The organism is Chitinibacter sp. S2-10 (genome assembly GCF_046530675.1).
In the GTDB taxonomy this organism is placed as follows: domain Bacteria; phylum Pseudomonadota; class Gammaproteobacteria; order Burkholderiales; family Chitinibacteraceae; genus Chitinibacter.
This window is the reverse complement of the sequence record NZ_CP172558.1, coordinates 875,181-900,415: the sequence shown is the minus strand read 5'-3', so window position 1 is coordinate 900,415 and position 25,235 is coordinate 875,181. Positions and strand designations below refer to the sequence as shown.

At 54.0% G+C, this 25,235-nt stretch carries 23 protein-coding genes; 9 read left to right on the top strand and 14 right to left on the bottom strand.

Annotated elements, in window-relative coordinates:
* Positions 1-8 precede the first annotated feature (8 nt).
* Together ACG2XO_RS04260 and ACG2XO_RS04255 are read right to left on the bottom strand one after the other, a co-directional pair.
* Positions 9-1,028 (bottom strand): patatin-like phospholipase family protein, encoded by a 1,020-nt coding sequence (locus ACG2XO_RS04260; RefSeq protein ID WP_410499576.1) that lies wholly within the window; start codon positions 1,026-1,028, stop codon positions 9-11.
* 60 nt (positions 1,029-1,088) lie between these two features.
* The gene (locus ACG2XO_RS04255) at positions 1,089-1,865 is read right to left on the bottom strand and encodes a competence/damage-inducible protein A (protein WP_410499575.1); all 777 of its coding nucleotides are present in this window, start codon (positions 1,863-1,865) and stop codon (positions 1,089-1,091) included.
* A gap of 105 nt (positions 1,866-1,970) precedes the next feature.
* On the opposite strand from ACG2XO_RS04255, the gene ACG2XO_RS04250 reads away from it, so the two are divergent.
* Positions 1,971-2,318, top strand: a complete 348-nt coding sequence (locus ACG2XO_RS04250; RefSeq protein ID WP_410499574.1) for a hypothetical protein — start codon at positions 1,971-1,973, stop codon at positions 2,316-2,318.
* A gap of 146 nt (positions 2,319-2,464) precedes the next feature.
* On the top strand, positions 2,465-2,743 hold the full coding sequence (locus ACG2XO_RS04245) for a peptidylprolyl isomerase (protein ID WP_410499573.1): 279 nt from the start codon (positions 2,465-2,467) through the stop codon (positions 2,741-2,743).
* A gap of 97 nt (positions 2,744-2,840) precedes the next feature.
* On the opposite strand, the gene ACG2XO_RS04240 is transcribed toward ACG2XO_RS04245, so the two are convergent.
* Positions 2,841-3,371 carry a GNAT family N-acetyltransferase gene (locus ACG2XO_RS04240; protein WP_410499572.1) on the bottom strand — a complete coding sequence of 177 codons (531 nt, stop codon included), beginning with the start codon at positions 3,369-3,371 and terminating at the stop codon, positions 2,841-2,843.
* A gap of 220 nt (positions 3,372-3,591) precedes the next feature.
* On the opposite strand from ACG2XO_RS04240, the gene ACG2XO_RS04235 reads away from it, so the two are divergent.
* The 6 genes from ACG2XO_RS04235 to ACG2XO_RS04210 all read left to right on the top strand — a co-directional run bounded on the left by ACG2XO_RS04235 (position 3,592) and on the right by ACG2XO_RS04210 (position 8,944).
* Entirely contained in the window at positions 3,592-4,305 is a 714-nt protein-coding gene (locus ACG2XO_RS04235; protein WP_410499571.1) for a pseudouridine synthase, read from the top strand.
* A gap of 390 nt (positions 4,306-4,695) precedes the next feature.
* A complete protein-coding gene (gene argH / locus ACG2XO_RS04230; RefSeq protein ID WP_410499570.1) occupies positions 4,696-6,084 on the top strand; it encodes an argininosuccinate lyase in 1,389 nt (462 codons plus the stop codon).
* 212 nt (positions 6,085-6,296) lie between these two features.
* Complete coding sequence (locus tag ACG2XO_RS04225; protein WP_410499569.1) at positions 6,297-6,752, top strand: GNAT family N-acetyltransferase; 456 nt, start codon at positions 6,297-6,299, stop codon at positions 6,750-6,752.
* Entirely contained in the window at positions 6,745-7,098 is a 354-nt protein-coding gene (locus tag ACG2XO_RS04220; protein WP_410499568.1) for a YkgJ family cysteine cluster protein, read from the top strand. The genes ACG2XO_RS04225 and ACG2XO_RS04220 overlap by 8 nt, the downstream gene beginning before the upstream one ends.
* A 131-nt stretch (positions 7,099-7,229) precedes the next feature.
* Positions 7,230-8,276: an oxidoreductase gene (locus ACG2XO_RS04215; RefSeq protein ID WP_410499567.1), complete on the top strand. Its 1,047-nt coding sequence runs from the start codon at positions 7,230-7,232 to the stop codon at positions 8,274-8,276.
* A 272-nt stretch (positions 8,277-8,548) separates the two neighbouring features.
* Complete coding sequence (locus ACG2XO_RS04210) at positions 8,549-8,944, top strand: hypothetical protein (RefSeq protein WP_410499566.1); 396 nt, start codon at positions 8,549-8,551, stop codon at positions 8,942-8,944.
* Positions 8,945-9,027: 83 nt separating this feature from the next.
* Here the strand turns inward: ACG2XO_RS04210 and ACG2XO_RS04205 are convergent, their stop codons facing one another.
* The 11 genes from ACG2XO_RS04205 to mutM form a co-directional block, all read right to left on the bottom strand.
* A complete protein-coding gene (locus ACG2XO_RS04205) occupies positions 9,028-9,789 on the bottom strand; it encodes a copper homeostasis protein CutC (RefSeq protein WP_410499565.1) in 762 nt (253 codons plus the stop codon).
* A gap of 177 nt (positions 9,790-9,966) precedes the next feature.
* On the bottom strand, positions 9,967-10,719 hold the full coding sequence (gene ppgK, locus ACG2XO_RS04200; protein ID WP_410499564.1) for a polyphosphate--glucose phosphotransferase: 753 nt from the start codon (positions 10,717-10,719) through the stop codon (positions 9,967-9,969).
* Between the two features lie 173 nt (positions 10,720-10,892).
* Positions 10,893-11,783, bottom strand: coding sequence for a maltose ABC transporter permease MalG (gene malG, locus ACG2XO_RS04195; protein ID WP_410499563.1), 891 nt, complete (start codon positions 11,781-11,783; stop codon positions 10,893-10,895).
* Positions 11,783-13,312 carry a maltose ABC transporter permease MalF gene (gene malF, locus ACG2XO_RS04190; protein WP_410499562.1) on the bottom strand — a complete coding sequence of 510 codons (1,530 nt, stop codon included), beginning with the start codon at positions 13,310-13,312 and terminating at the stop codon, positions 11,783-11,785. The genes malG and malF overlap by 1 nt, the downstream gene beginning before the upstream one ends.
* Positions 13,313-13,401: 89 nt before the next feature.
* Positions 13,402-14,604 carry a maltose/maltodextrin ABC transporter substrate-binding protein MalE gene (gene malE / locus ACG2XO_RS04185; protein ID WP_410499561.1) on the bottom strand — a complete coding sequence of 401 codons (1,203 nt, stop codon included), beginning with the start codon at positions 14,602-14,604 and terminating at the stop codon, positions 13,402-13,404.
* 19 nt (positions 14,605-14,623) lie between these two features.
* Positions 14,624-15,727 (bottom strand): ABC transporter ATP-binding protein, encoded by a 1,104-nt coding sequence (locus tag ACG2XO_RS04180; RefSeq protein ID WP_410499560.1) that lies wholly within the window; start codon positions 15,725-15,727, stop codon positions 14,624-14,626.
* 3 nt (positions 15,728-15,730) lie between these two features.
* Positions 15,731-17,350, bottom strand: a complete 1,620-nt coding sequence (locus ACG2XO_RS04175) for an alpha-glucosidase (protein ID WP_410499558.1) — start codon at positions 17,348-17,350, stop codon at positions 15,731-15,733.
* A 72-nt stretch (positions 17,351-17,422) separates the two neighbouring features.
* Positions 17,423-18,715 carry a maltoporin gene (locus ACG2XO_RS04170; RefSeq protein WP_410499557.1) on the bottom strand — a complete coding sequence of 431 codons (1,293 nt, stop codon included), beginning with the start codon at positions 18,713-18,715 and terminating at the stop codon, positions 17,423-17,425.
* 603 nt (positions 18,716-19,318) lie between these two features.
* Positions 19,319-20,332 (bottom strand): substrate-binding domain-containing protein, encoded by a 1,014-nt coding sequence (locus ACG2XO_RS04165; protein WP_410499556.1) that lies wholly within the window; start codon positions 20,330-20,332, stop codon positions 19,319-19,321.
* Between the two features lie 177 nt (positions 20,333-20,509).
* Entirely contained in the window at positions 20,510-22,507 is a 1,998-nt protein-coding gene (locus ACG2XO_RS04160) for a dynamin family protein (RefSeq protein WP_410499555.1), read from the bottom strand.
* Between the two features lie 74 nt (positions 22,508-22,581).
* Entirely contained in the window at positions 22,582-23,412 is an 831-nt protein-coding gene (gene mutM / locus ACG2XO_RS04155; protein ID WP_410499554.1) for a bifunctional DNA-formamidopyrimidine glycosylase/DNA-(apurinic or apyrimidinic site) lyase, read from the bottom strand.
* Between the two features lie 88 nt (positions 23,413-23,500).
* On the opposite strand from mutM, the gene ACG2XO_RS04150 reads away from it, so the two are divergent.
* Positions 23,501-25,234, top strand: a complete 1,734-nt coding sequence (locus ACG2XO_RS04150) for a tetratricopeptide repeat protein (RefSeq protein ID WP_410499553.1) — start codon at positions 23,501-23,503, stop codon at positions 25,232-25,234.
* Position 25,235 lies beyond the last annotated feature (1 nt).

Here is a 25,235-nt window from a genome sequence, read left to right as displayed (position 1 = left end):
GCGGCCACCTATTTGGGCGCAAGATATTGACGGGCGTAGGCTTTCGCCGTGTCATAACCGAGTTGATACAGCGTGCTCAGATTGCTGCGCGACCAGTCAAACACATCGGGCAGATCTTCGGGTGTGATCGCATCGAGCAGCGGTACTTTATGCAGCGTGATCTGGCCGTCGGCGTTGTGCAAAGCCTCGAATAACTTCACGTCGTCGCGTGCGATTTCGACCAGCGGCGTGATGATCGACATCACCCAGGCGTCGTACAGATCGCGCGGTTTGCGCAGCAGTTTTTCCGCGCCAAGCAGGTCAAACACCACAATTTCGCCCAGATCGCCGTCGTAATGATCGACCAGTGCTTTGAAATTCAGGCAGTCAATCGCCGCGCCTTCGATATAGAAATCGCCATCGAGCTCGGTGGGCGGATACAGGTAGGGGAAAGACAGCGCGGCTTGCAGCTTCTGCTTGTCGATGTCGGCTTGCGACCAGTTCACCATTTTGCGCTGGCTCAGGTTGTAGGCATTGATCCACAGGTCAACCGGGCTGTCTTTGAGCGCGGCAAAGTCGATCAGCGTTTCGGCAAACGGTACATGCGCGCACAGGCCGAGTGATTGTTGCGACAGATCGCTGGGGCAGGCTGAAGCGAGCATCAGCTCGGCACTGTCCTTGATGGTTTGCGTCAGCGGATTGCTGGCTGGCCAGCTTTGCAGCGCTTGCACCAGCGGATTGCTGGCGAGCAGGCTGCGATACACATCGGCCAGCGGGCCCGGTTTGTTGAACACTTTGAAATTGACCGGAAAAGCCTGATACAGAAAATCGGCAATCCCCATTTCCTGCATACCGCGTAGCGTGGCGACGGCGTCGCCATTTTTCGGTGCGGTGTACATCAGACCGAGCAAGGCGCCTGCACCGGCCATTGAAATAATATCGAATTCAATGCCCAGCTCGGAAAAAGCTTCGAGTGCGCCGGCGACCAGCGTGGCATTCGGCGCTCCGCCGCTGATGATGAGCGCGCGTTTACGGATAGATTGGGTCATTGCCTCGCCTTTGCAGTTGTTTTGACGACAACAGTAAGCTTTTGACGGGGAATTTGCAAATTAACTTCTGTTGATCGTGGGGCTGTCCGCTGGCTGCGCGCTAAACCAGAAAATGCCGCGTGCATCGAGCTGGTGCTGCAAATCGGCCATCGCTGCTTCAGCTTTCATCGGCTCGCCGCTGGTGCTGAACTCGATGTGCGGCGTCGCATGGCGTGCATTACCGTAGCTCGGCAGGCTACTAAAGCCTATGCCCGGGTAATCGCGCACCAGCGTCTGCATCACGCCGACCAGCTCGCCTTCCTTGGCATCGGGAACGATGATGCTGCAAACATGGGGGGCGATGCCATCGGTGTAGTGCGTGGCGAGCATCCATTCGAGCATAGGCCAGGCCATGTTCGGAAAACCGGGCAGCAGCGCGTGCCGACGGAAAAATGCGCCTGCGACCTGATTGACCGGGTTCGGAATCAGGCTGCTGCCGCTCGGAAATTCGGCCATCTGGATACGATACGGATAGGCATCAGCGCCAAATCGTTGTTCGATCAAGGCAGCCGCTTCGGGGTGACGAAACAGATCGACCTCGGCGGCCTGAGCCAGCGCCAGCCGCGTATGATCATCCGGCGTCGCACCGATGCCGCCGAAGGAAATCACATTCGCGCCATCGTTCAGCGTTTCTCTGAAAGCTCGTTCGATCACGGCGGGGGTGTCGGGCAAATAGCGTACGCCAGCAAGCTGATGGCCGTGTTGTTGCAGCGTTTTCAAAGCGACAGCGAAATGCTGGTCTTGCCGACGACCACTCAAAATCTCGTCGCCGATAATAAACACCTGAAATTGCGCCATGGTTTGATTCCGTAATCGGGAGATTTTTATTCTAGCAGTGGGAACGACGCACACGGCGGAACGGGCGTAAAATGCGGGCAAATCATTGCTCAGGATCGCGCAAAAATGGCCACACGGATTTTATTGATTCAATTGCAGCCACATTTGGTGCCAACGATGGACGAGGCCAAAGCCCGCGCGGCACTGACAGCGTTTGCCGAGCTGCCGCTGGTGACCGATCATCGCGTCACCGAGGGCGATGAAAACGGCGCTTTCATCAATTTCGAATACAAAACCAACGATCTGGCCGCGCTCTGGCATGAGTGCCAAGAGCGGATTTACCAGAACTCCTTGCTGGCTTTTCAATTGCAGCGTGCCAGCATGGCGATTGCGCAAGGTGATGACGGCTGGGAAGATTGCTTGCTGCTGCATCATTTCAATCCCGAAACTGAGGTCGACGAGTTTCTGGAGTGAGTTGGGTGTTTTGATATTTTGTCGTTTCCCGTGCCTTCACCGCGTCAGGTTTTTAATGTTTTCGCGGAGGCGACAAAGTAGAATGCGCGAGTCGTATTTTCTCAAATCAGGGTGAGCTCAATCGCCCTTTTTCTCTGGAGTTTTCCATGGTTCAAGCTACTGCAAGCCACTTGCTCGTTAACACCGAAGCGCAATGCATTCAATTGAAAGAACAGATTCTGGCCGGAGCCGATTTTGCTGCCGTAGCGAAAGAGTATTCAAACTGCCCGTCGGCAGCGCAAGGTGGCGATCTGGGTTCGTTCGGCCCCGGAATGATGGTGCCGGAGTTTGATAAAGTGGTTTTCAGCGCGCCGCTGAATGAAGTGCAAGGCCCGGTGAAAACACAGTTTGGTTATCATTTGCTGATCGTGACTAGTCGCGGCTAATTGCAGTCCGTGGGGTATATTTAGCTAAGCTAATTGCAGATTGGCTTGGGTGGATATACCTTTTGCTGTTTTTTTATTTCCCATCACCCATCACCCATCACCCGTCGACCGGACTCTCCGGCGTCGCCAGAACTTTCTGATAAAAAACCAGATCCAGCCAGCGACCAAACTTGAAACCGACTTGCGGGAGTATGCCGCTGCAAGTAAATCCCAACTTGGTGTGCAGGGCAATACTGCCGTGATTTTCTGCGTCGATTGCGCCGACCAGCACATGTTTCCCCTGCGCTTGCGCCACTTTGATCAGCTCAAGCAAGAGCGCCTCACCCAAGCCCCGTCCGCGAAAAGTTTGCGCGACATACACGGCGTGTTCGACCGTGTATTTGTAAGCTGGAAAAGCACGAAAAGCGCCATAGCTGGCAAAGCCCATCAACTCGCCTTGTTCGTTTTCCAGCCCGATGACCGGAAAATGGCCGGCCTGCTTGGCGGCAAACCAGTCGGCCATATTGGCCATCGTACGCGGCTGGTAATCATACAGCGCCGTGGTATGGATAATCGCATCGTTCAAAATCGCCAGAATGGCTGCGGCATGCTGCGCAAAAGTGCATTGGACAAATTGGGTTGATTGCATGATCGTTGGGCGGGAAGAAATGAGTCCGAATGTAAAACCTGCAGTGCCTGACGGCTAGTCAGATAATCATACATCTGGCGGGTATTTGTTTGCAGCCAATTGCTGGTAATGATTCTATTGGTATACCTATGTAAACATTGTTTCGCCCAGAAAACATGCGGCATTTGCCGGGTGGCCGTTTTACAATACGCAGCTTGGATTGGACCGCAAAGGCTGCACGATGAAAAAAACTTCTCTGGATCGTATTCTGCAAAGTCAGGGCTTTGGCTCGCGCAAGGGTTGTCGCGACCTGATTGAAGACGGTGAAGTCAAAGTCAATGGCGAGCTGGTCACCAAATGGAAAACCGAATTCGACCCGGAAGGGCTGCAGTTCACCGTGTTTGACGAAGAGTGGGAGTACCGCGAGAAAGTCTATCTGGTGCTCAATAAACCCAGCGGTTACGAGTGTTCGCGCAAACCGACGCATCATCCGGCGGTGCTGACGCTGTTGCCGGAAAACATGGAATGGCGCGATGTGCAGCCGGTGGGGCGGCTTGATCACGACACCACCGGCATGCTGCTGCTGTCGGACGATGGCGCGTTTATTTACGCGCAAAGCTCACCCAAGCGCCATCAGCCCAAAACCTATCTGGCGACCACCGCCGAGCCGGTGAGCGACAAACTGGTCGCTGATCTGCTCGCTGGCGTCAAGCTGATCGACGAGGACGAGCCGATTGCCGCTGTTTCTGCGGTGCAGCGTGGCGAGAATCAGATCGAAATCGTGCTTGAGCAGGGCAAATACCATCAGGTCAAACGCATGCTCGCCGCAGCGGGTAATCACTGCGCGGCGCTGAGCCGCACCGCGATTGGCGACTTGCAACTGGCCGAGCTGGACCTGGAGATCGGCGAATGGCGTTTTCTGACCGAGGCCGAGCTGGCGATTCTGAATCGCTAAGGCTGAATTTATAGCGAGTATATCTATGTAGGCTTTGATAGACATGATCTGCATCGATATACCTGATGATTGGTCCTGATTAGGTAGCTATCTCAGCATGACATTCCCCCCTTCAATGAAGGGGGGTTAGGGGGGATTTCTGCACTATTCCAAGCTATGTTTGTGACTGAAACAAAGCCAAATCCCCCTCAATCCCCCTTTTACAAAGGGGGAGGTTGAATGAGCAAGCTCTTGCTGAGATGGCTACCTAATCAGGTGATTGGTTTGGCTTGACCACTCCCAAAATCGTATCCGAACACTTTCGTCAGCCTGCGCCGAAGCGCGCGCCTTGCTGCGTGTTTTCCCGTATAATTGCGAATAATTTTCACCTATTTCTTCAGGAAGTTTTCAATGTCTGATTCCGCTAACAAAGCTTGGTCCGGTCGTTTTAACGAGCCGGTTTCCGAGCTGGTCAAACGCTATACCGCTTCGGTCTTTTTCGATAACCGGATGGCGGAAGTGGACATTCAGGGCTCGCTGGCGCACGCCGGTATGCTGAACCAGGTCGGCGTATTGTCCGACGACGATCTGCGTGCGATTCAGGGCGGCATGGCCGACATTCTGGACGACATCCGCGCTGGCCGTTTTGAGTGGAGTCTCGACCTCGAAGACGTCCATATGAATATCGAGCGCCGCCTGACCGACAAAATCGGCGACGCTGGCAAACGCCTGCATACCGGTCGTTCGCGCAACGATCAGGTTGCGACTGACATTCGTCTTTACCTGCGCGGCGCGATTGATGTGCTGCTCGATCTGGTGCGCGAGCTGCAGCGCTCACTGCTCGATCTGGCCGAAAAAAATGCCGGCACCGTGATGCCCGGCTTTACGCATCTGCAAGTCGCGCAGCCGGTGACTTTTGGCCACCATATGCTCGCCTACGTTGAAATGCTCGGCCGCGACGCCGAGCGTCTGGCTGATACGCGCAAGCGCGTCAACCGCATGCCACTCGGCTCGGCCGCGCTGGCCGGAACGACTTTCCCGATTGACCGCACGATCACCGCTAAACTGCTCGGCTTTGAAGGCATTTGCGAAAACTCGCTCGACGCCGTGTCGGATCGTGACTTCGCGATCGAGTTTACCGCCGCTGGCGCGCTGGTCATGACGCATCTGTCGCGCCTGTCGGAAGAGCTGATCCTGTGGATGAGCCCGCGTTACGGCTTCATCGATATTGCCGACCGCTTCTGCACCGGCAGCTCGATCATGCCGCAAAAGAAAAACCCGGACGTACCTGAATTGGTGCGCGGCAAGACTGGCCGTGTGAATGGCCATCTGGTCGCGTTGCTGACGCTGATGAAAGGCCAGCCGCTGGCGTACAACAAGGACAATCAGGAAGACAAGGAAGGCCTGTTCGACACCGTCGACACGCTGACCGACACGCTGCGGATTTACGCCGACATGATGCGCGGTATCACCGTCAAACCTGAAGCGATGGAGCGCGCAGCCAAGCAAGGCTTTGCTACGGCGACCGATCTGGCCGATTACCTCGTTAAACGCGGCCTGCCGTTCCGCGACGCGCACGAAGCCGTTGCGCTGGCGGTGCGTTATGCCGAAGACAAAAAGAAAGACTTGGCCGATCTGACGATGGTCGAGCTCAAATCATTCTCGCCGCTGATTGAAGACGACGTGCAGCAAGTGCTGACGCTGCAAGGCTCGCTCGACGCGCGCAATCACATCGGCGGCACTGCGCCGTTTCAGGTGCTGGTGCAGATCGCCAAGTGGCGTGAACGCATCGGCGGCTAATCATTCGGCGGCTGCGCCTGCGCATTTTGCCGCCATCCGATGCTCGAAATCCTCTCACGTACTCCATGTACGTTCCGGTTTCTGTGCTTCGGGTGACGCCAAACTGCTTTGGCTCGCTCGCCGACTGAGCAGCTGTGCTTTCTCAGCTTGAGGTCGGTTGCAAAATTTTCAAAAGCCCAACTCAGCTTGGGCTTTTTTATTTGGAGTTGTTCATGGATATCGTTTGGCGCTGGTATCGGTTTGACGAGTTCGACACACCCACGCTGTTTAAATACCTGCGCTTGCGGCAGGCGGTATTTATTGTCGAGCAAGCTTGCGCCTATCCCGATATTGACGATCTGGATCTCGTTTCTACGCATTTGCTCGGCTGGCAGAATGACGAGATTGTCGCCTGTTTGCGTCTGGTTCCGCCGGGGCTGAAATATGTCGAGCCTTCGCTGGGGCGGGTGATTACTGCTGTGTCGGCGCGCAATACCGGGGTGGGGAATATGCTAATAAAGCAAGGTCTAATGGGCGCTGCAGAGCAATACCCTGCCTGCAATAACCGGATTGGCGCACAAGCGCATTTGCAGGGCTTTTATGGGCGGCATGGTTTTGTGACGGTGTCGGACGAATACGACGAGGACGGCATTGCCCACGTCGATATGCTGTGGACCGCAAATGTTTGAAACGCGCGATCAACTGCGTTATTTGCGCACGCAGATTCCGGGTTTTGCCTGTCTGCCCGGATGCCATGATTGCTGCGGGCCCGTGACGGCGTCGAGCGAAGAATTATCGCGTCTGCCGCGCAAAACGGTGGCCGAGCATGATGCGGCGCTGGCGCAATACAATTGCGTCCATCTGGGCGAAAATGGCTGCACCGTGTACGGCGAGCGCCCGCTGATTTGCCGCCTGTTCGGCACGACAGAGCGCCTGCCTTGCCCGCACGGGCGGCAGGCTGACACCATGATTGATCCGCGCATCGAGCAGCTGATCCAGCGTTTTTTTGTTGAAGTGCGGCAAGTGCTGGTGTGAGCGGGCTGCTCTGCGTGAGCAGCGCCTTGGCCTAATACATCACGGCCTATTGTAAAAACCTTACAGACAGCGACGCCGTATTTCGATATAAATTGGCCACGAATTTGCCACAAAAAAATGAGGGACTCACGTTGAGCAAAGTTGATTTTTTACGCGTGGGTTTGATTGCCTATGGCTACGCGGCCAAAACGTTTCATGCGCCGCTGATCGATGCGACGCCGGGTCTGAAGCTCACTGCGATTGCCAGCTCGCGCCCGGCCGATGTGCTGGCCGACTGGCCCGAAATGGTCGTCAAAACCGAGCCGGATCGGCTGATTACGCACCCCGGCCTTGATCTGGTCGTGATTGCCAGCCCCAACGATACACATTATCCGCTGGCACGCGCCGCCTTGGCCGCCGGCAAGCATGTGGTGATCGACAAGCCGTTCACGCTCGATCTGCGCGAAGCCGACGATTTGCTGCAGCGCGCCGACGATGCCGGCAAGCTGCTGTCGGTGTTCCATAACCGCCGCTGGGATAACGATTTCCTGCATCTGAAAACGCTGCTCGAAGCTGGCCAGCTGGGCCATGTTGTCGAATTTACTTCGCATTTCGACCGTTTCCGCCCGCAAGTTCGCCAACGCTGGCGCGAGGCTGACGTACCGGGCGCCGGGCTGTGGTACGACCTCGGCCCGCATCTGATCGATCAGGCGCTGCAACTGTTCGGCCTGCCCGAAGCAATCAGCGCCGATCTGGTCAAACGGCGCGACGGCGCGCAAACCATCGACGATTTCCACGTCGTATTGCATTACAAAACCATGCGCGCGGTACTCGCCGCAGGAACGTTAATCCACGGCGGAACGCCGCGCTTTCTGGTGCAAGGTACCGACGCTGCGTATTCGGTCGACGGGCTTGATCAGCAGGAAAACTGGCTCAAAGCCGGCTTGCGTCCGGATCGCGCAGGCTGGGGTGTCGATACCCGCAGCGCCACGCTGTACCGCAGCGAAAACGACCTGATCACGAGTGAGGAACTCACGTTACCGCAAGGTTGCTACACCGCGTATTACGCCGGAATCCGCGACGCAATTCACGGCATCGCACCCAACCCCGTCCCCGCCCGCGAAGCGCGCACCGTGATGCGGATTCTCGATCTGGCCCGCTTGAGCAGTGCCGAAGGACGAAGGATTGCGGTGATTTGAAGGGTAGGGTGTGAAAATTCTGCAGGAATTTGCGCACCAAAATGGGGTTCAAATTAACAGCAATGGATGATGAATCCCCGATTCCGCGTGCGCAAATCAAGATTTGCACACCCTACTCGGCTTTTAGATGTTGTTCTATGACGATATACCCTAGCTGATTTGAGTTTACGTAGAACGTCTTCAAACGTGAAGCAATATGTCACAGGGAGAATGATGTGGAACCTGAGTTCCTTTATAGAGGGTACGACTGTCGCAAGTCGCTAGAAGAAACCATGACGCCCAAGACGCCTAGTGATTGCCCCGAAAGTGGAGCGGAATTTGGTGATGACAGGGTTCAATGCGGTGACGAGGATTTCACATTCGGCATTAACATTGTGAACACGATTCATGCCCATGAATACGGGGGAAATGGCTCGCCGTCGCCCGGAATATCGACCACAACCGACTTTGAAGTGGCACGAAAATATGCCTTGGGCAAAGAGCGGAATTTGCGAGGGCGAGTCATTAAAATATCGGTGTTCGCACTCAAAGAGGCGGGAGTGCAAATCCATAGGATCAATCAGCTTCTGAATAACCCGTCCGTTCCAGAAGATGATGAACATTTTCTTTATTTCCATGGTTCTTTTCCTATGGAAACGATTATTGAAGAGACGGATGTTTTTCCTTGATTAGGTCAATAGGCCGGATGAGCCGAAGGCGTTATCCGACATGTTATCCGTCGGGTAACGCTGCGCTCACCCGACCTACCTTGTTAATTGCTTAGCGAACTCAACCCTGCCTGCGCATTCGCCAGCAACTCCCTGACCAGCTCGGCGCTGGTTTCAATAATGCTGTATTCATCCTGCCCCGGTGCGCCCATTTTGACGTTTGGATTGCGATATTGCATGCCGCTGGGGAAGGGCGCGCGGCCTGAGCTGTGGAATTCGCGGCAGCCGGTTTTTTGTACCAGCTCGGCGATATTGTGGCCGCGTACGCCCGATCCGGGCATGACGATCAGCCGCTCGCCTGCTTGTTGCTGCAATTGTTTCAGCAATGCAGCGCCCTCTAAAGCGCTGGCGGCCTGTCCGCTGGAGAGCAGCCGCGTGCAGCCGGTGGCGATGATGTCTTCGAGCGCCTGCTGCGGATCGCGTGCGACGTCAAAAGCACGGTGGAAAGTGACCTGCATCGTACCGGCGAGTTCGACGAGGCGTTGATTGCGGGGTATATCGATGCAGCCCTCGCTGGTCAAGATGCCGATGACAATACCATCCACCCCTATCTTCTTGCACATCAGTACATCGCGTTCCATGACTTCGAATTCGACGTCGGAATAGAGGAAGTCGCCGCCGCGCGGGCGGATGATGGCGTTCAGCCCTATCCACAGCCGGTCGCGTGCTGCGGCGAGCGCGCCGTACGACGGCGTCGTGCCGCCTTCGAGCAGGTTGTCGCAAAACTCGACGCGCTGCGCGCCGCCTTCTTGCGCAGCGAGGCAGGAAGTGACCGAACCGGCGCAGATTTCAAGCTGAATGCTCATCGTGGGGCCTCGTTGGTAAAGCGGGTTGAAAGGCGAGCTGATTAGGTGGCGATCTCAGCTTCACGTGTAGGAGCGGCTTTAGCCGCGAATATTGACAGAATATTCAGTGTTTTCGCGGCTAAAGCCGCTCCTACAAAGCAAATTTTTATTGTAAGCAGAGATGGATCATTAATCAGCTTAAGGTTTTTGCTGCGCCGCTGCCAGTGCTGCGCCGATAATGCCCGCTTCGTTTTTCAGCTCGGCAGGAATGATCGGGCAGCGCATGCCTTGCATATGCGGGATGAACTGATCGGCTGCGCGGCTGATTTCGCCGCCGATGATGATCAGGTCGGGCGAAAACAGCGTTTGTACATACAGTAAATAGCCGTTCAGGCGGCGATTGTATTCGGGCCAGTCGAGATTCTGGTCAGTTTTGACTTTGGCCGAGCAGTATTTTTCGGCGTCATCGCTGCCCGGGTAGAGCAGGTGGCCGAGTTCGGTATTGCTGACCAGTTGTCCGTTGGCGATCAGCGCACTGCCAATGCCGGTTCCCAGTGTGATGACCAGAATATTGCCGCGCAAACCGCGTGCAGCGCCAAAAGTGGCTTCGGCCAGACCGGCCGCATCGGCGTCGTTGAGCAACACCAGCGGACATTTTGCCGCCGTAGCGAGCAGGCTTTCGGCTGGTGCATTCAGCCAGCTCTGATCGACATTGGCGGCCGAGAGCGTTTTGCTCTGATGAACGACTGCAGGGAAAGTACAGCCGATCAGCCCTTGCCAGCCAAAATGCTCGACCATTTGCGCGATGACCACGCCGACCGCTTCGGGTGTTGCCGGTTGCGGCGTGGCCAGCCAGTGACGTTCGGCCAAGAGTTCGCCTGTGTGAATATCAACCGGCGCTCCTTTGATGCCGGTTCCGCCAATATCAATGCCAAGTACTGTGTTTTGCAATTTTGTTATCCCGGGTTTGAAAAAATCTAGGCGCATAAAGCGCCTAGATTTAAGATCAATTGAAGCGAGTTAGATATGAGGTATTGACCCTAAGTTCAATCAAACCTCATGTTGTTATCAGTTTAGCTGCGACATTTTGGCATGCGATGACGCATATCAGTATTACAGCCATTTTATCCTTTAACACCGCCGGCAGTCAGTCCGCCGACCATCCAGCGCTGCGCGATTAAAAAGAGCAGGCTGATGGGCAGGCCGGACAAAATCGCGGCCGCGGCAAAATCGCCCCATAAATAATTCTGTGCGTACAGGTAAAGCTTGGAGCCGACTGCCAGCGTCATGTTTTCCTGTTGCTGTAGCAGAATCGATGCCACCGGGTATTCGATGATGCCGCTGATAAAGGCCAGCAGGAAAACGACAATCAGAATCGGGACTGCCATCGGCAACAGTACATAGCGGAATGACTGGAATGGCGTCGCGCCATCGACGCGGGCGGCCTCTTCCATCTCAACCGGAATCGTGTCGAAATATCCCTTGATCGTCCAGATATGCAAAATGATGCCGCTGGCATAGGCCAGAATCAGGCTGCCGTGCGTATCGATTCCCAGCCACGGGATGTAATTGCCGATCTGATCAAAAATCGCGTAAATAGCGATCAGCGACAGCACTGCCGGGAACATTTGCAATAGCAACAGCGCATTGAGCCCCAGTGTGCGGCCTTTGAATTTCAGGCGCGAAAAAGCGTAGGCGCAGGTGGTTGAGAGCAGCAGAATAATGCCCGCGCTGATAAAAGCGACCTTGATCGAATTCCACAGCCAGAGCAAAACCGGAAACTGCGGTTTGACCCAGTTGCCATCGACATCCTGATAGCTAAAACCGAGCGCCAGTTTCCAGTGCTCCAGACTGATGGTGTCCGGAATCAGGCTACCGGCGGCAAAATTGCCGGGGCGTAAAGAGATCGAAACGATCATGAAAAAAGGAAACAGAATCAGCAGCAAAAAGGCGATCAAACCGACATGCGCTGCAATAACCCGCCATTTATGCGAGCGATCAAGAACCATGGCCATTAGCGTTTCTCCTCGTGATTCACTTTGGTGAGCTTCAGGTTGATGATGGACAGGACGGCAACCAGTGCAAATATCACGGTCGAAATCGCCGCAGCCAGGCCGAAATTCTGTCCCGAATCCTGAAATGCAATCCGGTAGGTGTACGACACCAGAATATCGGTCGTGCCGGCCGGTACTTTGCTGTCGATGAAGTCAGGGCGCCCGTCGGTCAGCAATGAAATCAGTACAAAATTATTGAAATTGAAAGCAAATGATGCAATCAGCAAGGGCATCATCGGTTTGATAATCAGTGGCAGCGTGATTTTGAACAGATTGGTCAACGGGCCTGCACCGTTCATGGCTGAGGCTTCGTACAGATCGGATGGAATCGATTTGATCAGACCGGTGCACAGCAACATGATGTAGGGGTAACCCAGCCAGGTATTGACGATCAGGATCATTGCCTTGGCATTGAGCGGATCGGAAAACCATGCCGGTTTCAGCCCGAACAGATTATTGAGCAGCATATTGATTTCGCCGAAGTTCTCGTTGAACAAGCCACGGAAAATCAGGATCGAAATAAATCCGGGTACTGCATAAGGCAAAAACAGTAGCGTGCGGTACATGGCTCTGAAACGCAGCGCTTCCCAGTTCAGCAGCACGGCCAGCGTCATGCCGACAATGAAAGTAAAGACCACGGTGAGCAGGGCAAAGATGATGGTCCAGACAAAAATCTTGAATAACGGGCCCTGAAAATCATCGTTGGTAAAAATGCGCTCGAAATTGGCCAGACCGACATTGACGGTGAAACCGGGCGACAAACGTTCGCCCGCGGCCGTTTCGTAAAAACCGGTGTTGAAATTGGGCTTGATCACGGTTTGATCGCGCTTGTTCAGTAAAGAACCATCGGCCTGTTGCTGATAGAGCTGCTGGGTGGGGGTGAACGTCGAGAAACTACTCATCCGCCAGCTTTGCTGCTGTCCCGGCAGCGTCACTGACAGCGATTTGAGCTGTTTTTGCAGGCTGATAATGGTTTTGAGCGGCTCTTTCTCGCCTACAGTCTGGTCTTGATGTTCCTTTAGCTGCAAGCCGCGGGGGGCGGTGTTATTGAGTTGAATCGGCTCGGATATCCAGCTCTGGCCAGCTTCACTGCTCAGCAGAATACGATATTGATTGGCTTGCTCTTGGTGCAATGAAAATGCGAGGGGCTCTCCGTCATCGGCTTCGAAGGTTTCATTGAGAAAATACTGGGTAGCTCGCTCGAAACTTAATAAATTGGTCGAGCTGTAATTGGTAAAGCCGATCCCGGTAGAATACACCGCAGGAAAAATGATAAACACTGCGATGGCGAGTACACCGGGGAATAGATAACGGTAAGCGTAGGTTTTGGGAGAGAGAAAAATCCAGCTCGATACACCAAGCAGCAATAATCCTGTGACTGCAAAAACAGTGTTGCCAGCCTGATAAACTCCAGCGATTAACCATAAACCGAGTAACACCACGATTGCACCGAAGCCGCGTAATGCCCAGCGGAAGTCAAATCGACTCATTTCAATATTCCTTTGCTACCAGATGCTTTGGTTTCTGGTTAAAACCGGAGCGCAGCCCGGAAGGGCGCGACTCCGGCGATGATGACAACTTATTTTGTGCGAATACGTTCTGCTGCAGTATCAAGACCTTGTTTCGGAGTCTGACTGCCTTTCATCACATTAGGTAATGCAGACTTCAAAGCGGCCCAGAAACGACCCATTTCCGGAACGTTTGGCATCAAATGACCTGCTTTGGCTGAAGCCATGGTTGCGACGATGGCCGGATTGTCTTTGAGCTCGTTATAAAATGCCTTGTTTGCAGGAACGCCCAGCGGTACATCGGCGTTCATGGTTTTTAGTCCCTGCACGGTCAGCAGATTATTTTCGAGAAACTCGACTGCCAATTCCTTGTTTTTCGATGAATGATTGATCATCGCGCCCAGTACCCCGACAAAAGGCGCTGCCGGTTTGCCGGCGACGGTTGGAATCGGTGCTACCGCCCAGTTGATTTTGCTCTTTTTCAGATTGTCCCATGCCCATGGTCCGTTGATCATCATGGCAATTTTGCCCTGATTGACGCCCGCTTCCATGTCGGCATAGCTGGCGCTTTTTGGCAATACGCCGGTATTAACCAGTTTTTGCAGCGTATCCAGTCCGGTGATCGCGCCGGGCTGATTGACGCCGACGTCTTTGACATTGTAAGAACCATCCGCGTTGGCTTTGAATGCATAAGCACCGCCGGCAGCCAGCATTGGCCAGGTGAAGTAAGGCTCGTTGTAGTCCCACAAAATGGCTTTTTTGCCTTGGACGGCCAGTTTTTTGTCCAGCGCCATAATTTCTTCAAAGGTTTTTGGCGGTGTCGCGACCAGATCCTTGTTGTAAATCAGACCGAGTGCTTCGATCGAAATCGGATAGCCCCATTTTTTGCCATTGACGGTAAAGGCTTTCCAGCCCAGCGGATCAATGCCTTCAACAACTTTTTTTGACGGCGTGATCGGGCTGAGCAAACCGGCGCTCATCCATTCGCCCAGACGGTCATGAGGCCAGATCCAGATATCCGGACCTTTGCCTGCTGCGGCCGCTTGCTGGAATTTGCCTGGCGCATCTTCCGGATGCTCGACGACGACTTCGACCCCGGTCGCTTTGGTAAAGGCGGCGCCGACCTGCTCGATCCCTTTGTAAGCCTTGTCACCATTGATCCAGATTAGCAATTTGTCGGCAGCAAATGCCGAAGATCCGGTTGCGGCAAAAGTAACTGCCGCAGCCAGTGAAGAAATGGCAAATTTGCCGATAGAACGACGAGTGAAATGCATGGCAACTCCTTGATTATGCCTATTCGGCGAGTGGAAAAAGGCGGCGGAAGGCTGTTCCGTCTGCCCTGAATAAATAGCCGTGTTCGGCTTTGAACTGCAAAATTTGCTGTTCGCCAGATGACTTGAACAGCGCCGGCATCCGGGCGACAAAGGTGTCGCTCATTCCCGCTACATCGAGATAAAGCATCGTTGCTTCACCCAGTTGTTCGGTGGCGAGGATTTGCCCCTTGATCTGGTTGACGCCATTCTCGGCGCGAAAGAGATGCTCGGGCCGGACGCCGACGACCACTTCGTCGCCGACTTGTGCATCACCGGCGTCAATGGTCAGCGAGATCGGCGTGCCGTCTTTCAACGCGACCGTGACCACGCCGTCTTCGATCCGGCTGACGGTGGCTGCCAGCGTGTTCATTTTTGGCGAACCGATAAATCCGGCGACAAACAGGTTGTCGGGCTGGTGATACAGCTCGATGGGTGTTCCGACCTGCTCGATTTTTCCTGCCCGCAGCACGACGATGCGGTCGGCCAGTGTCATGGCTTCGGTTTGATCGTGCGTTACATAAATCATGGTGTTTTTCAATTCACGATGCAGACGGGCGATTTCGATCCGCATCTGAACGCGCAAAGAGGCATCCAGATTGGAAAGCGGTTCGTCAAACAGAAAGACTTTGGGTTTCTGAACCAGAGCGCGGCCAATGGCGACGCGCTGGCGCTGACCACCGGAAAGTGCTTTGGGCTGCCGTCCGAGTAAATGCTCGATTTGCAGGACTTTGGCTACTTTGTCGACCAGCGGGGTGTATTCATCTTTTTTCATCCCCGCCAGCTTTAGGCCGAACGCCATGTTCTCGAATACACTCATGTGCGGATACAGGGCGTAGCTCTGAAAGACCATTGAAACACCGCGTTTGACGGGCGGTAATTCGTTGACCCGAATACCGTCAATTTGCATTTCACCGTCAGTGATGTCTTCCAGCCCGGCAATGGTGCGCAACAGGGTTGATTTGCCGCAGCCTGATGGCCCGACAAAGACGACAAATTCTCCATCCGCAATTTCCAGATCAATCCCGTGCAGCGTGTAAAACCCGGAGAAAGCTTTTTTGATTTGGCGTAACGATACGGCTGCCATGGTTTATCCTTTTATCCGGGCGATCAACGCCCCCCAGTGATCAAATGAAATCCGGCCGTTTTCCGCTTTGGCGCCGCTCAGCCCATGCCCTGACAGTGCTTCTAGTTCGCCGTCCGGGAACGCGAAAACCGCAGCGGATTCGGACAGGTTAAACGCGCACAACCAGGTTTCACCGAGGTAGTGCCGCGTGAAGGCCAATACCGGTTCGGGGCAATCGAGGAGTTTGATATCGCCATACTGCAAAATAGGTTGCGATTTCCGCCAGCTAATAAACTGACGATTGAAATTCAGCGTAGAAGCTGCGTCCGTATCCTGCAGACTCACTGCACGTTCCTGATGGCTGGCAGGGATAGGCAGCCAGGGTTTTCCGCTGGTAAAGCCGGCGCCGATTGCGTCATGTTGCCACGGCATCGGGGTGCGGCAGCCATCCCGGCCTTTGAATTCGGGCCACATGGCAATGCCATATGGATCTTGCAATTGTTCGAAGGCAATTTCAGCTTCGGCCAGTGCCAGCTCGTCACCTTGCCACAGGCAGGCCGAACCACGCAGGCTCAGTAGCATGGCGAGCATACTGCGCGAGAATCGTGGATGAGCGGTATTCTTGCCCCAGCGGCTTAACACGCGCATGACATCGTGATTGCCAATCGACCAGCATCCCCAGCCGTCACCAATATGGCTTTCCAGATCCTCGATTTGCTGCCTGATATAGGCGGCAGTGCAATCGCTGGTCAGCAAATTAAAGCTGTATGCCATATGCAGTTTGTTGCCACCTTCGGTGTATTGCGCCATGATTTTCAGGCTGTCATCGTCGCCTACTTCGCCGACACTCATTGCGCCGTATTCATTGAGCAAGCGCCGGATGCGCTTGAGAAATGGCAGATTTTCCGGTTGCGATTTATCGTAAATATGCGACTGAAATCCATAAGGATTATCACGACTCACTGTTTTGACATCGTGCGAATCGGCGGGAGGATTGCTACGCAGCTGCTGGTCATGGAAGTGAAAATTGCAGGCGTCAAAACGGAAACCATCAACGCCGCGATCCAGCCAGAAGCGGATTTCGGCCAGAATGGCATCCTGTACTGCCGGATGATGAAAGTTCAGATCCGGCTGGCTCGACAGGAAGTTGTGCAGATAATACTGGCAGCGGCGGGTATCCCAAGTCCAGGCCGGCCCGCCAAAAATGGATAACCAGTTATTGGGCGCGGTTCCGTCTGCTTTGGCGTCGGCCCAGATATACCAATCCGCTTTGGGGTTATTTTTATTTTCCCGGCTTTCCTTGAACCATGCGTGCGATGCCGAAGTGTGTGACAGCACCTGGTCAATGATGACTTTGAGCCCCAGCTCATGGGCACGGTGGAGTACCGCGTCAAAATCGGCCAGACTGCCAAATAAGGGATCGACCTCGCGATGATCGGCGACATCGTAGCCAAAGTCTTTCATTGGCGATTTGAAAAAAGGGCTGATCCAGACCGCATCGACGCCGAGCGATGCAATATATGGCAGCTTGCCCAGCAGACCGGGTAAATCACCCACACCATCGCCGTTGCTATCGGCAAAACTGCGCGGATATACCTGGTAAATTACGGCTCCACGCCACCATTCTTGTTGAATCTGGATCATTTGCTAAACCTGTTTGAATAAAAAAGAACCGCAGGGTGGCGCGCTCACGCACCCTGCGGTTTGACTGCTAAATTACCACCAAGCTTCGGCTTGGGCGCCGATAGACCAGCCATTGGTGCTGTTGCCAAACTGGCCATTGGCCGAGAGCGGATTGTTTACCCCGGATGCGGCATCCTGAGCCGCTTTGTTCCAATCGGCATAAGTTGCATACAGGCGCAGCTCAGGACGGCTCCAGAAATTGCGAGCTTCGGGTTTGATCGTCAAGGCCAGTGTGGCTTTGGTCAGATCACGGGTGTCGCCCACTTCCGGGCTGACCTGATCGTAGCCCAGCTCGAATGCGGCTCCCAAATGCTCGCTAAAGGCATAGGTCGGACGAACGCCGATCGAGAACCAGGTTTCGTCCTGCCCGGCTGCAGCTTTATCGGTTTCTTGCCAGACGAACGTTGCCATGCCGGCAAATTTGCTGCCTTCAGGCTGCCACATGAATTGTTCTACGACACGGTAAGCTTCATCGTCTTCATTGGCTGTCGCGTTCGGATATGCATAGGCAAAGCTGGAAATATCGCCTTTGGCATACTGGAATGCGATTTTATTAAAGCCACCTGCTACACCGCCCTGGGTGTGCATGATGTTGAAGCCAAAACCATCGGTCGCCAGACCCAGATCGGCTTCGGTTTTGTCGGCAAAACGGAAATCCAGACCCACGGTCAGTTCGCCGCCTTCGTTGGTTTTGATTCCGGACAGGCGGAAATCATGACCGGAAATGCCCATTTTGCGATCCAGATCTTCTGGGGCTGTGCTTGAGGTATTGACGGTATTTTGGCGCCATGCGTAAGCAAATTTACCAAAGCCTACGTCGACATTTTCAATCCCTGCGCCAGGACCTGAGTTATCCCAGAAATAGAAGTCGCTGATATGTACGTCATGGCGATCATAAAAGCGTTTACCCGCCCAGACTTTGGCACTACCTAGGCCAATGCCTTCGGCGCTGACAAATAATTCACGGAATGCAAATTCAGCGGTGTCACCGCTTTCCCAGTCCTGGAACTGTTTGGCCGCAACTGCGGCACGTGATTCGATACGGAATTTGGTGTTGGTTTCTTTTTTCTCAAAGACAGTGCCACCGATGGCCAATTCGGCATAAGTTTCGCATTCATTGCCCAGACGGTATTTAGAGCCAGCGCCGTCGAGTTTGAAACAGGCTTGCGATCCGCCGCCATCGGGATTCATGCCAATCCCGGTACGGCCATAGCCATGAATATCGATTGGCAAATCGGCCGCTACAGCACTCATTGCCAGGCCAAAGCCGCATACGGCCAGAGCGAGTCTAGCCGGGGTGAAACGTGTTTTTCCAGAAACCAACATACAAGACTATCCCTCAAAAGATGTGAATTACCTACCATCGCTGCGGAGTCTGCAGTCGGATGGCCTGTGGTTTGATGTTTCTTTTTTTTTCTTCATACAAAAAGCAAAATCAAACCGGATTTGTTGAAATTTATTCAATAAAAACAAATTTGTATGAGATGTTTATTTAAAAATCCAAAGCGGTTTGGATTGCTTTCGGAGGTACTGTAAATTTTCACACTACATCTTGAAATGAGTCGATTTCCCTATTGACGTCAAAGCGGGAAACTAGGTAGCGGTCGTGATGGCTGGGGTAAAAATGCCAGACGTTTGTGCATCTGCAAGCAGTCGCTATTCGTGCTTTGGGCTTGGCAATCGTGATGCAGACTGGGTTCTCACGGCTTGACCTTTGTCGTGCTGACCGAGGGTTGCCACCGATGCAGTGGCAAATACCTCAATCGGAGCCATTGATTCAAGCAAGAACAGGTTTGTCTGGTTTTTGCTGGATAGACAAGAGATGGGAAGGCGACCGTACTAACATTACCCACGGAGAATTTTTATGGGTATGTCTATGTGGGCTTTGATTTTTAATGGCTTTAATTAAATACCATGGATAGGTATTTATTAATCCAGGCAAGGTTGATCGCTGGTGCCCGCCTGTAAAGTGGTCGGCCATAAAGTTTGCAAGCTTTCTACCGGTTTGTCGGCAAGACGATCAAGTAGCAGTGAAGCAATCGTCATTCCGGCTTCGCGTGGCTCAGGTTGTTGTATGGAGGTAACAATTTGCCCCATAGCGAGCTCGGGTGCAATCCCGCCAAACACGATGACGGAGAGGTCGGTGCCTATGCGCAGGCCTGCGTCGCGTAATGCTTTGAGTACGCCGATTCCGGACAGGTTGTTGTCGACCACAATGGCGCTGGGGCGCTGACTTGAGCGTATGAGCTGCTGCATCAGCATTTCACCAGCCTGCGGATTCAGGGCACCTTCCATCATTAGCCCGGGTTCTACTGTCAGCCCTGCCGATTGCATGGCGGCAACAAAGCCCATTTTGCGTTGCATGGCAAAATTCATTTCCAGTGGTGCAGACATGAGCGCGATCCGGCGATGTCCGAGTGACACCAGTCGTTCTACAGCCTGCCGCGAACCTGATTCATTATCATAATCAAACCAGGGATAGGGGCTTGCCAGCTGGGAACGTCCGTGCGCGACAAAGGGAAAATTGGCCTTCTGTAAATAAGTCAGCCTTTCGTCATAAATACGGGTACGCGCCACAATCAAGCCATCAACCCGGTGGTCACTGACTACGCGGCGATAGGTTTCCAGTTCATTGTGGCTGTGGGCGGAAATGAGCATCAAATCCAGACCGGCATCATTGAAACGATCCGTCATTCCGCCCAGAATGGCGTGAAAAACCGGGTCATTCAAGTCATTGGGCTGCAAGGGGTAAATCATTCCGACGCTATCGGTGCGACCCAGGGCTAATTTTCTGGCCGTGCTGTTGGGCTGATAACCGTGACGTGCCGCAGCGCTTTGTACCCGTTGCCGGGTTTTTTCGCTAACGTCGGAAAAACCGTTTAAGGCACGACTGACTGTCGTAGGGGATAAATCAAGAAGTAGGGCTAGCTCACGCAGTTTCATACAGAAACGTCTGGAAAATGATAAATAGCGGCGAAGTTTACAGCAGTCGGCATATTGCAGCTGAATCAGTGATGAGTTGCCGGTTTGCAGTCAGGGTATTTGGGCTCGATGACCCAGCGGCCATCGAGGCTCAGAGTGTGGTGAACTGCTTGCCGACAGCGGCTGCCGGCAAGCCTTTTATGCCACCATTCTTTGCTGCATTTCGGCGTGCAGCGCCGCATAAACGCCGCGCAGCTGGCCGTTCAATTCGCTGATTTGTGCGGTCAGCTGGAGGTTGATTTCTTCGAGTTCCTGGATACGATCTTCCAGTGTATCGGTGGCTTTGTGAATGCGTTTGATCGATTCAAGGCGGCGGCGCAGTTGCAGTTGATGCTCGCGAACCTGTGTTTCCATCGGCGCCATCACGGCTTTGAGCCAGTTTTCAACGTCGCGGTTGGCAACTTCGAAGACGTAAACAACGCGACTGGCGACGGTTTCGAAGAACTTATGCGTTAAACGGCCACGCGTGGTCGTCAGCAGATTGCCGACGGTGTTGAAATGTTCGCGGAATGATTTTTCCAGCCGCGCCAGTTCCTTGTGATATTTCAGTGTTGAAAACGGTGGCGGCGTTGCCGAGCCCAGACCGTGTTCTTCGCTGAATTTTTTGTACATTGCGGCCATCATCGCCTGAATTTCGGCGACCTGTTCGGCAGATTTGGAAATCGAGCCGTTGATGTCGATGAAAAATTTATCCATCGTCGAAGACAAACCCCCGTCACCAAACGAAAACAGCGTGCGCTCCATCTGGTCGCGGATACGGTCAATTTCGGCTTTGAGTGCGTCTTTGCCGAGCAAGGAAAACAGTTTGTTGGTTTGCTGGGTAAAGACCGAGCGCAGCGCCTGAAAGCGAACCAGACCTTGCTCAAAGTGTTTTTTGTCGGCCTGAACTTTGTCCATCATCTGGATAATGACATCCTGATTTTTGCCGCGCAGACCAGTCAATTCGTTCAGTTGCTCTTTCACGCCGTCCTGACGTGCTTGCAAAATGCCACGTATCGCAGTAACGACGTCTTCTACTTCACTTTGCGTCGCGTCGCGAACGATGTCCTGTTTGCCGGGCAGCAAATCATCCGACAGCGCTTTTTCAAGTGCAGTCAGGCGTGATTTGCCCAGCAGGGTATCGTCGTTCTGTACTTTGGCCAGCAGCGCTTTTTGTGCCGAAACCGGGTAAATTTGCGCTGGCTGCATCGCCAGCAAATCAGCGGTGGTTTTGACTTGCTTGACGATTTCGGCCTCGATTTCGGCTGCTGATTTCAAATCATCCCAAAGCCCGTCGATTTTGTTCAGAACGACCAGGCGGCCGCGTTTGCCACTCTGGTTGCGAACAATATGATTGCGCCAAACTTCGATGTCCGATTTGGTCACGCCGGTGTCGGCGGCCAGAATGAACAGAATCGCATGCGCATTAGGCAGCAGATTGAGCGTCAGTTCAGGCTCGGTACCGATGGCGTTCAAGCCCGGCGTATCGAGAATGACCAGCCCTTGTTCGAGCAAAGGGTGCGGGAAATTGATGATCGCATGCCGCCAGCACGGGATTTCAACTTCGCCATTGGCATCGAGTGCGACGACCTGATCGGGGTCGTTTTCGTCAAACAAGCCAAATTTTTTGGCGATTTCAACGTTGACTCGCTGAGTGCGGCCGATTTCCTTGAAGGCTTCCTGCATCGAATCGGCATCGTCGATATTGAGAGGAATGGTTTTCCATTCGTCATGGTAACGACGATATTCGAGCGTCGTGACATTGTCGGCACGCGTTTCAATCGGCAACAGGCGCAGACAAGGTGCTCTGCTGTCATCGTGCAGTAATTCGGTCGGACACATCGTGGTGCGACCTGCGCTCGATGGCAGAATGCGCTTGCCATAGTGCGCGAAAAAAATGGCGTTGATCAGCTCGGACTTGCCGCGCGAAAATTCGGCGACAAAGGCGATATTGAGCTTGTCTTCTTTCAGCCGATCAATCATTGCCTGAATACGCAAAGTGGTTTGCGTGTCGTTCAGATCCTGATCGGTGAGCCAGCGTGCCAGTTGTGCGATGGATTGGGTCAGATGACCGCGCCATTCGCTGTAAGCCTGAAAATTGGCAACCAGGTGGTCGTTGGCGGCGATTTCATCCTGATGCAGGTATTCGGTACTCATTTTTTCCCCTTACGCGGCATGATCGATCTGCGTGGTTTCGAGTAAAGTATAACTGGGTATATCGTTTGCAAAGACTAATTCTGGCATTGAGGGCAGTAAAAAGTGGCTCGCTGCCCTTGGCGCAATTGATTAATCGGTGTACCGCAAATACGACACGGCTGGCCTGCGCGACCATAGACGTAGCTATTAATCATAAAGTAGCCCGCTTTACCGTCACTATCCACGTAATCACGCAAGGTGCTGCCACCGGCTGCAATCGCCTCAAGCAGTGTGGCCTTGATCTGCTCGCAAAGCACTGCGATGTCGGTTGGTGTCAGGCTCATTCCGGTTCTGGTCGGGTTGATCCGTGCCCGAAACAATGATTCGGAAGCATAAATATTGCCCACACCGACGACCAACTGATTGTCCATGATCAGTTGCTTGATCGCTGTGCGTTTGTTCACTAGTTTGTCCGCTAAATAAGTTGCATTGAAGTCGGCGCTGAGTGGTTCTGGTCCCTGATGCGCGAGCAATGGGTGCGTCAGCGGATTGCCTGCAATCCACAGCCATGCTCCGAAACGGCGCGGGTCGCGATAACGTAGCCGAATGCCGTTCTGTAATACCAGATCGATATGATCGTGTTTTTCGGCTGGAAAAGCTTCGGTCAGGATACGCAGACTGCCTGACATGCCCAGATGAATGAGGATAGTGCCCGTAGCCTTCGTCTCCGTGCCCAGTTCGAGCAGGATGTATTTGGCACGTCGTCGTACCGATAAAATTCGCTGGTTGGCCGCTTGTTGCGACAAATCAGCCGGAACAGGCCAGCGTAGCGCAGGGTTGCGAACTATGATTTCCTTAATGCTCGATTGCAGTAAGTGATCGGCAATACCGCGGCGCGTGGTTTCAACTTCGGGTAATTCAGGCATGGGTTTTGTCTAGAGTTGGACTTTAAGCCTCAGTTTACCTAATATCGGCATTCTCTATTCCTCGTCTTACCTATTCACTGGATTTGCTATGACATTGCGCGCCTCGGCTTTAATCGCTTCGCTCTTTCTGGGGCTTGCTGGCTGCGCCACACCGACGCTGACGCCCAGTGATGCCAATGAACCCAGTGTTGCTGCCAGCGAAAACCCGCCCGAATTTGATCCGGCAAGCTTGCCGAAAATGGATCTTGATGGCGAATTGGTGATGCGCTTTGTGCTGGGTGATGTGGCAGCGCAACGTGGTAATGTGCCGCTGGCCGCCGAAGCCTGGATTGATCTGGCACGCAAAACCCGGGATCCGCGCGTGGCTCAGCGTGCAGCGCAATTGGCGGTGGCATCGGGTCAACTGGCGTTGGCGCAGGAGGCGACTGAAATCTGGATTGCTGCAGTACCTGCTGCCTTGCCTCCGCGCCAATTGATGGTGAGTTTGTTACTGCGTGCGAACCGCCTGCCTGAGGCCGAGCCACACCTGAGTGCGATGTTTGCCGCCAAACCGCAGGAAATCGCACCGTTTTTTATGCAGATGCACCAGCTTTGGAGTAAGGACGTCAATCGTGATGCCGCAGTCAAGCTGACCGAACAGTTGACGGCCGCTTATCCGGCAATGCCCGAGTCGCACTTTGCCCGTGCGGTGGCGTACAGCAATACCCAGCAAGTGCCACTGGCGTTGCAGGAACTTGATCAGGCGCTGAAACTGCGTCCGAACTGGGAAGTGGCCGTGTTGTATAAAGTGCAGTTACTTGACGGCAAAGAACCGGCGTTAACGACGGAAATGCTTGCTGCGGCAGCCAAAGCCAATCCGATGTCGAATAATCTTGTGCTGGTACAGGCCAGAACGGCGGCTGATGCGGGTCAGTATGCGCAGGCGGGGCAATATTACGAGACGGTTCTGGCGCGTGACCCGAATCACGTCGAAGCGCTGACTGGAGCAGGTCTGGTTGCCATGCAGCGTAACGAGACGGTCAAAGCGCAAGGTTTTTTGACGCGTGCAGTGCAGTTGAATCCGGGTAGTGCCGGTTATCTGTCGGTATATCTGGGACAATTGGCCGAGCAGCGACATCAGTATCAACTGGCCGTCGACTGGTACGGCAAAGCCTCGCTTGAGCGTAGCAATCAGGTCACGCAGCGTTTGCCGAGGCTGTACGCCAAACTGGGTCAGCAAGAGCTGGCCGACAAGGCACTGGCGGCCTTGCCGGATATGACCGAGCTGGAGCAGGTGGACAAGGCGCAGGTTGAAGCGCAGGTCTGGCGGGAGCGCAAGCAATTGCCGCGCTCGCTCGCTGCGCTCGACGCCGCGCTTGGCAAGCTGCCGCATCAGGCCGAACTGTATTATGACCGATCACTGTATCGTGATCTGAGTGGTGACATTGCTGGGGCAGAAGCGGATTTGCGCAAATACCTCGAAATGGAGCCCAATAATGTGAATGGATTAAATGCCTTGGGGTATATCCTTGCAAATCGCACGGATAAATACACAGAGGCAGATACCCTGCTGGGTAATGCCATTGCCCAGCAGCCGGAAAATCCTGTCGTTATCGATTCGCTGGGCTGGTTGCGCTTCAAACAGGGGCGCTTGAACGAGTCACTGGATTTGCTTGAAAAAGCCTACAAGCTGATGCCCGACGCCGAAGTGGGCGCCCATCTGGCCGAAGTGCTGTGGAAAAAAGGCGATCAGGCGCGCGCGCAGCAAATTCTTGACGAGGTGCTGGCTGTGCAACCCGACGATGAAGTGGCTCTGGAGGTCCGTCAGCGGCTGGGCTTGTAAA

Excerpts from the sequence above, each read along its gene's own strand:
- ACG2XO_RS04260 (WP_410499576.1), bottom strand. The coding sequence starts at position 1,028 with ATGACCCAATCTATCCGTAAACGCGCGCTCATCATCAGCGGCGGAGCG.
- ACG2XO_RS04255 (WP_410499575.1), bottom strand. The coding sequence starts at position 1,865 with ATGGCGCAATTTCAGGTGTTTATTATCGGCGACGAGATTTTGAGTGGT.
- ACG2XO_RS04250 (WP_410499574.1), top strand. The coding sequence starts at position 1,971 with ATGGCCACACGGATTTTATTGATTCAATTGCAGCCACATTTGGTGCCA.
- ACG2XO_RS04245 (WP_410499573.1), top strand. The coding sequence starts at position 2,465 with ATGGTTCAAGCTACTGCAAGCCACTTGCTCGTTAACACCGAAGCGCAA.
- ACG2XO_RS04240 (WP_410499572.1), bottom strand. The coding sequence starts at position 3,371 with ATGCAATCAACCCAATTTGTCCAATGCACTTTTGCGCAGCATGCCGCA.
- ACG2XO_RS04235 (WP_410499571.1), top strand. The coding sequence starts at position 3,592 with ATGAAAAAAACTTCTCTGGATCGTATTCTGCAAAGTCAGGGCTTTGGC.
- argH (WP_410499570.1), top strand. The coding sequence starts at position 4,696 with ATGTCTGATTCCGCTAACAAAGCTTGGTCCGGTCGTTTTAACGAGCCG.
- ACG2XO_RS04225 (WP_410499569.1), top strand. The coding sequence starts at position 6,297 with ATGGATATCGTTTGGCGCTGGTATCGGTTTGACGAGTTCGACACACCC.
- ACG2XO_RS04220 (WP_410499568.1), top strand. The coding sequence starts at position 6,745 with ATGTTTGAAACGCGCGATCAACTGCGTTATTTGCGCACGCAGATTCCG.
- ACG2XO_RS04210 (WP_410499566.1), top strand. The coding sequence starts at position 8,549 with ATGACGCCCAAGACGCCTAGTGATTGCCCCGAAAGTGGAGCGGAATTT.
- ACG2XO_RS04205 (WP_410499565.1), bottom strand. The coding sequence starts at position 9,789 with ATGAGCATTCAGCTTGAAATCTGCGCCGGTTCGGTCACTTCCTGCCTC.
- malG (WP_410499563.1), bottom strand. The coding sequence starts at position 11,783 with ATGGCCATGGTTCTTGATCGCTCGCATAAATGGCGGGTTATTGCAGCG.
- malF (WP_410499562.1), bottom strand. The coding sequence starts at position 13,312 with ATGAGTCGATTTGACTTCCGCTGGGCATTACGCGGCTTCGGTGCAATC.
- malE (WP_410499561.1), bottom strand. The coding sequence starts at position 14,604 with ATGCATTTCACTCGTCGTTCTATCGGCAAATTTGCCATTTCTTCACTG.
- ACG2XO_RS04180 (WP_410499560.1), bottom strand. The coding sequence starts at position 15,727 with ATGGCAGCCGTATCGTTACGCCAAATCAAAAAAGCTTTCTCCGGGTTT.
- ACG2XO_RS04175 (WP_410499558.1), bottom strand. The coding sequence starts at position 17,350 with ATGATCCAGATTCAACAAGAATGGTGGCGTGGAGCCGTAATTTACCAG.
- ACG2XO_RS04170 (WP_410499557.1), bottom strand. The coding sequence starts at position 18,715 with ATGTTGGTTTCTGGAAAAACACGTTTCACCCCGGCTAGACTCGCTCTG.
- ACG2XO_RS04165 (WP_410499556.1), bottom strand. The coding sequence starts at position 20,332 with ATGAAACTGCGTGAGCTAGCCCTACTTCTTGATTTATCCCCTACGACA.
- ACG2XO_RS04160 (WP_410499555.1), bottom strand. The coding sequence starts at position 22,507 with ATGAGTACCGAATACCTGCATCAGGATGAAATCGCCGCCAACGACCAC.
- mutM (WP_410499554.1), bottom strand. The coding sequence starts at position 23,412 with ATGCCTGAATTACCCGAAGTTGAAACCACGCGCCGCGGTATTGCCGAT.
- ACG2XO_RS04150 (WP_410499553.1), top strand. The coding sequence starts at position 23,501 with ATGACATTGCGCGCCTCGGCTTTAATCGCTTCGCTCTTTCTGGGGCTT.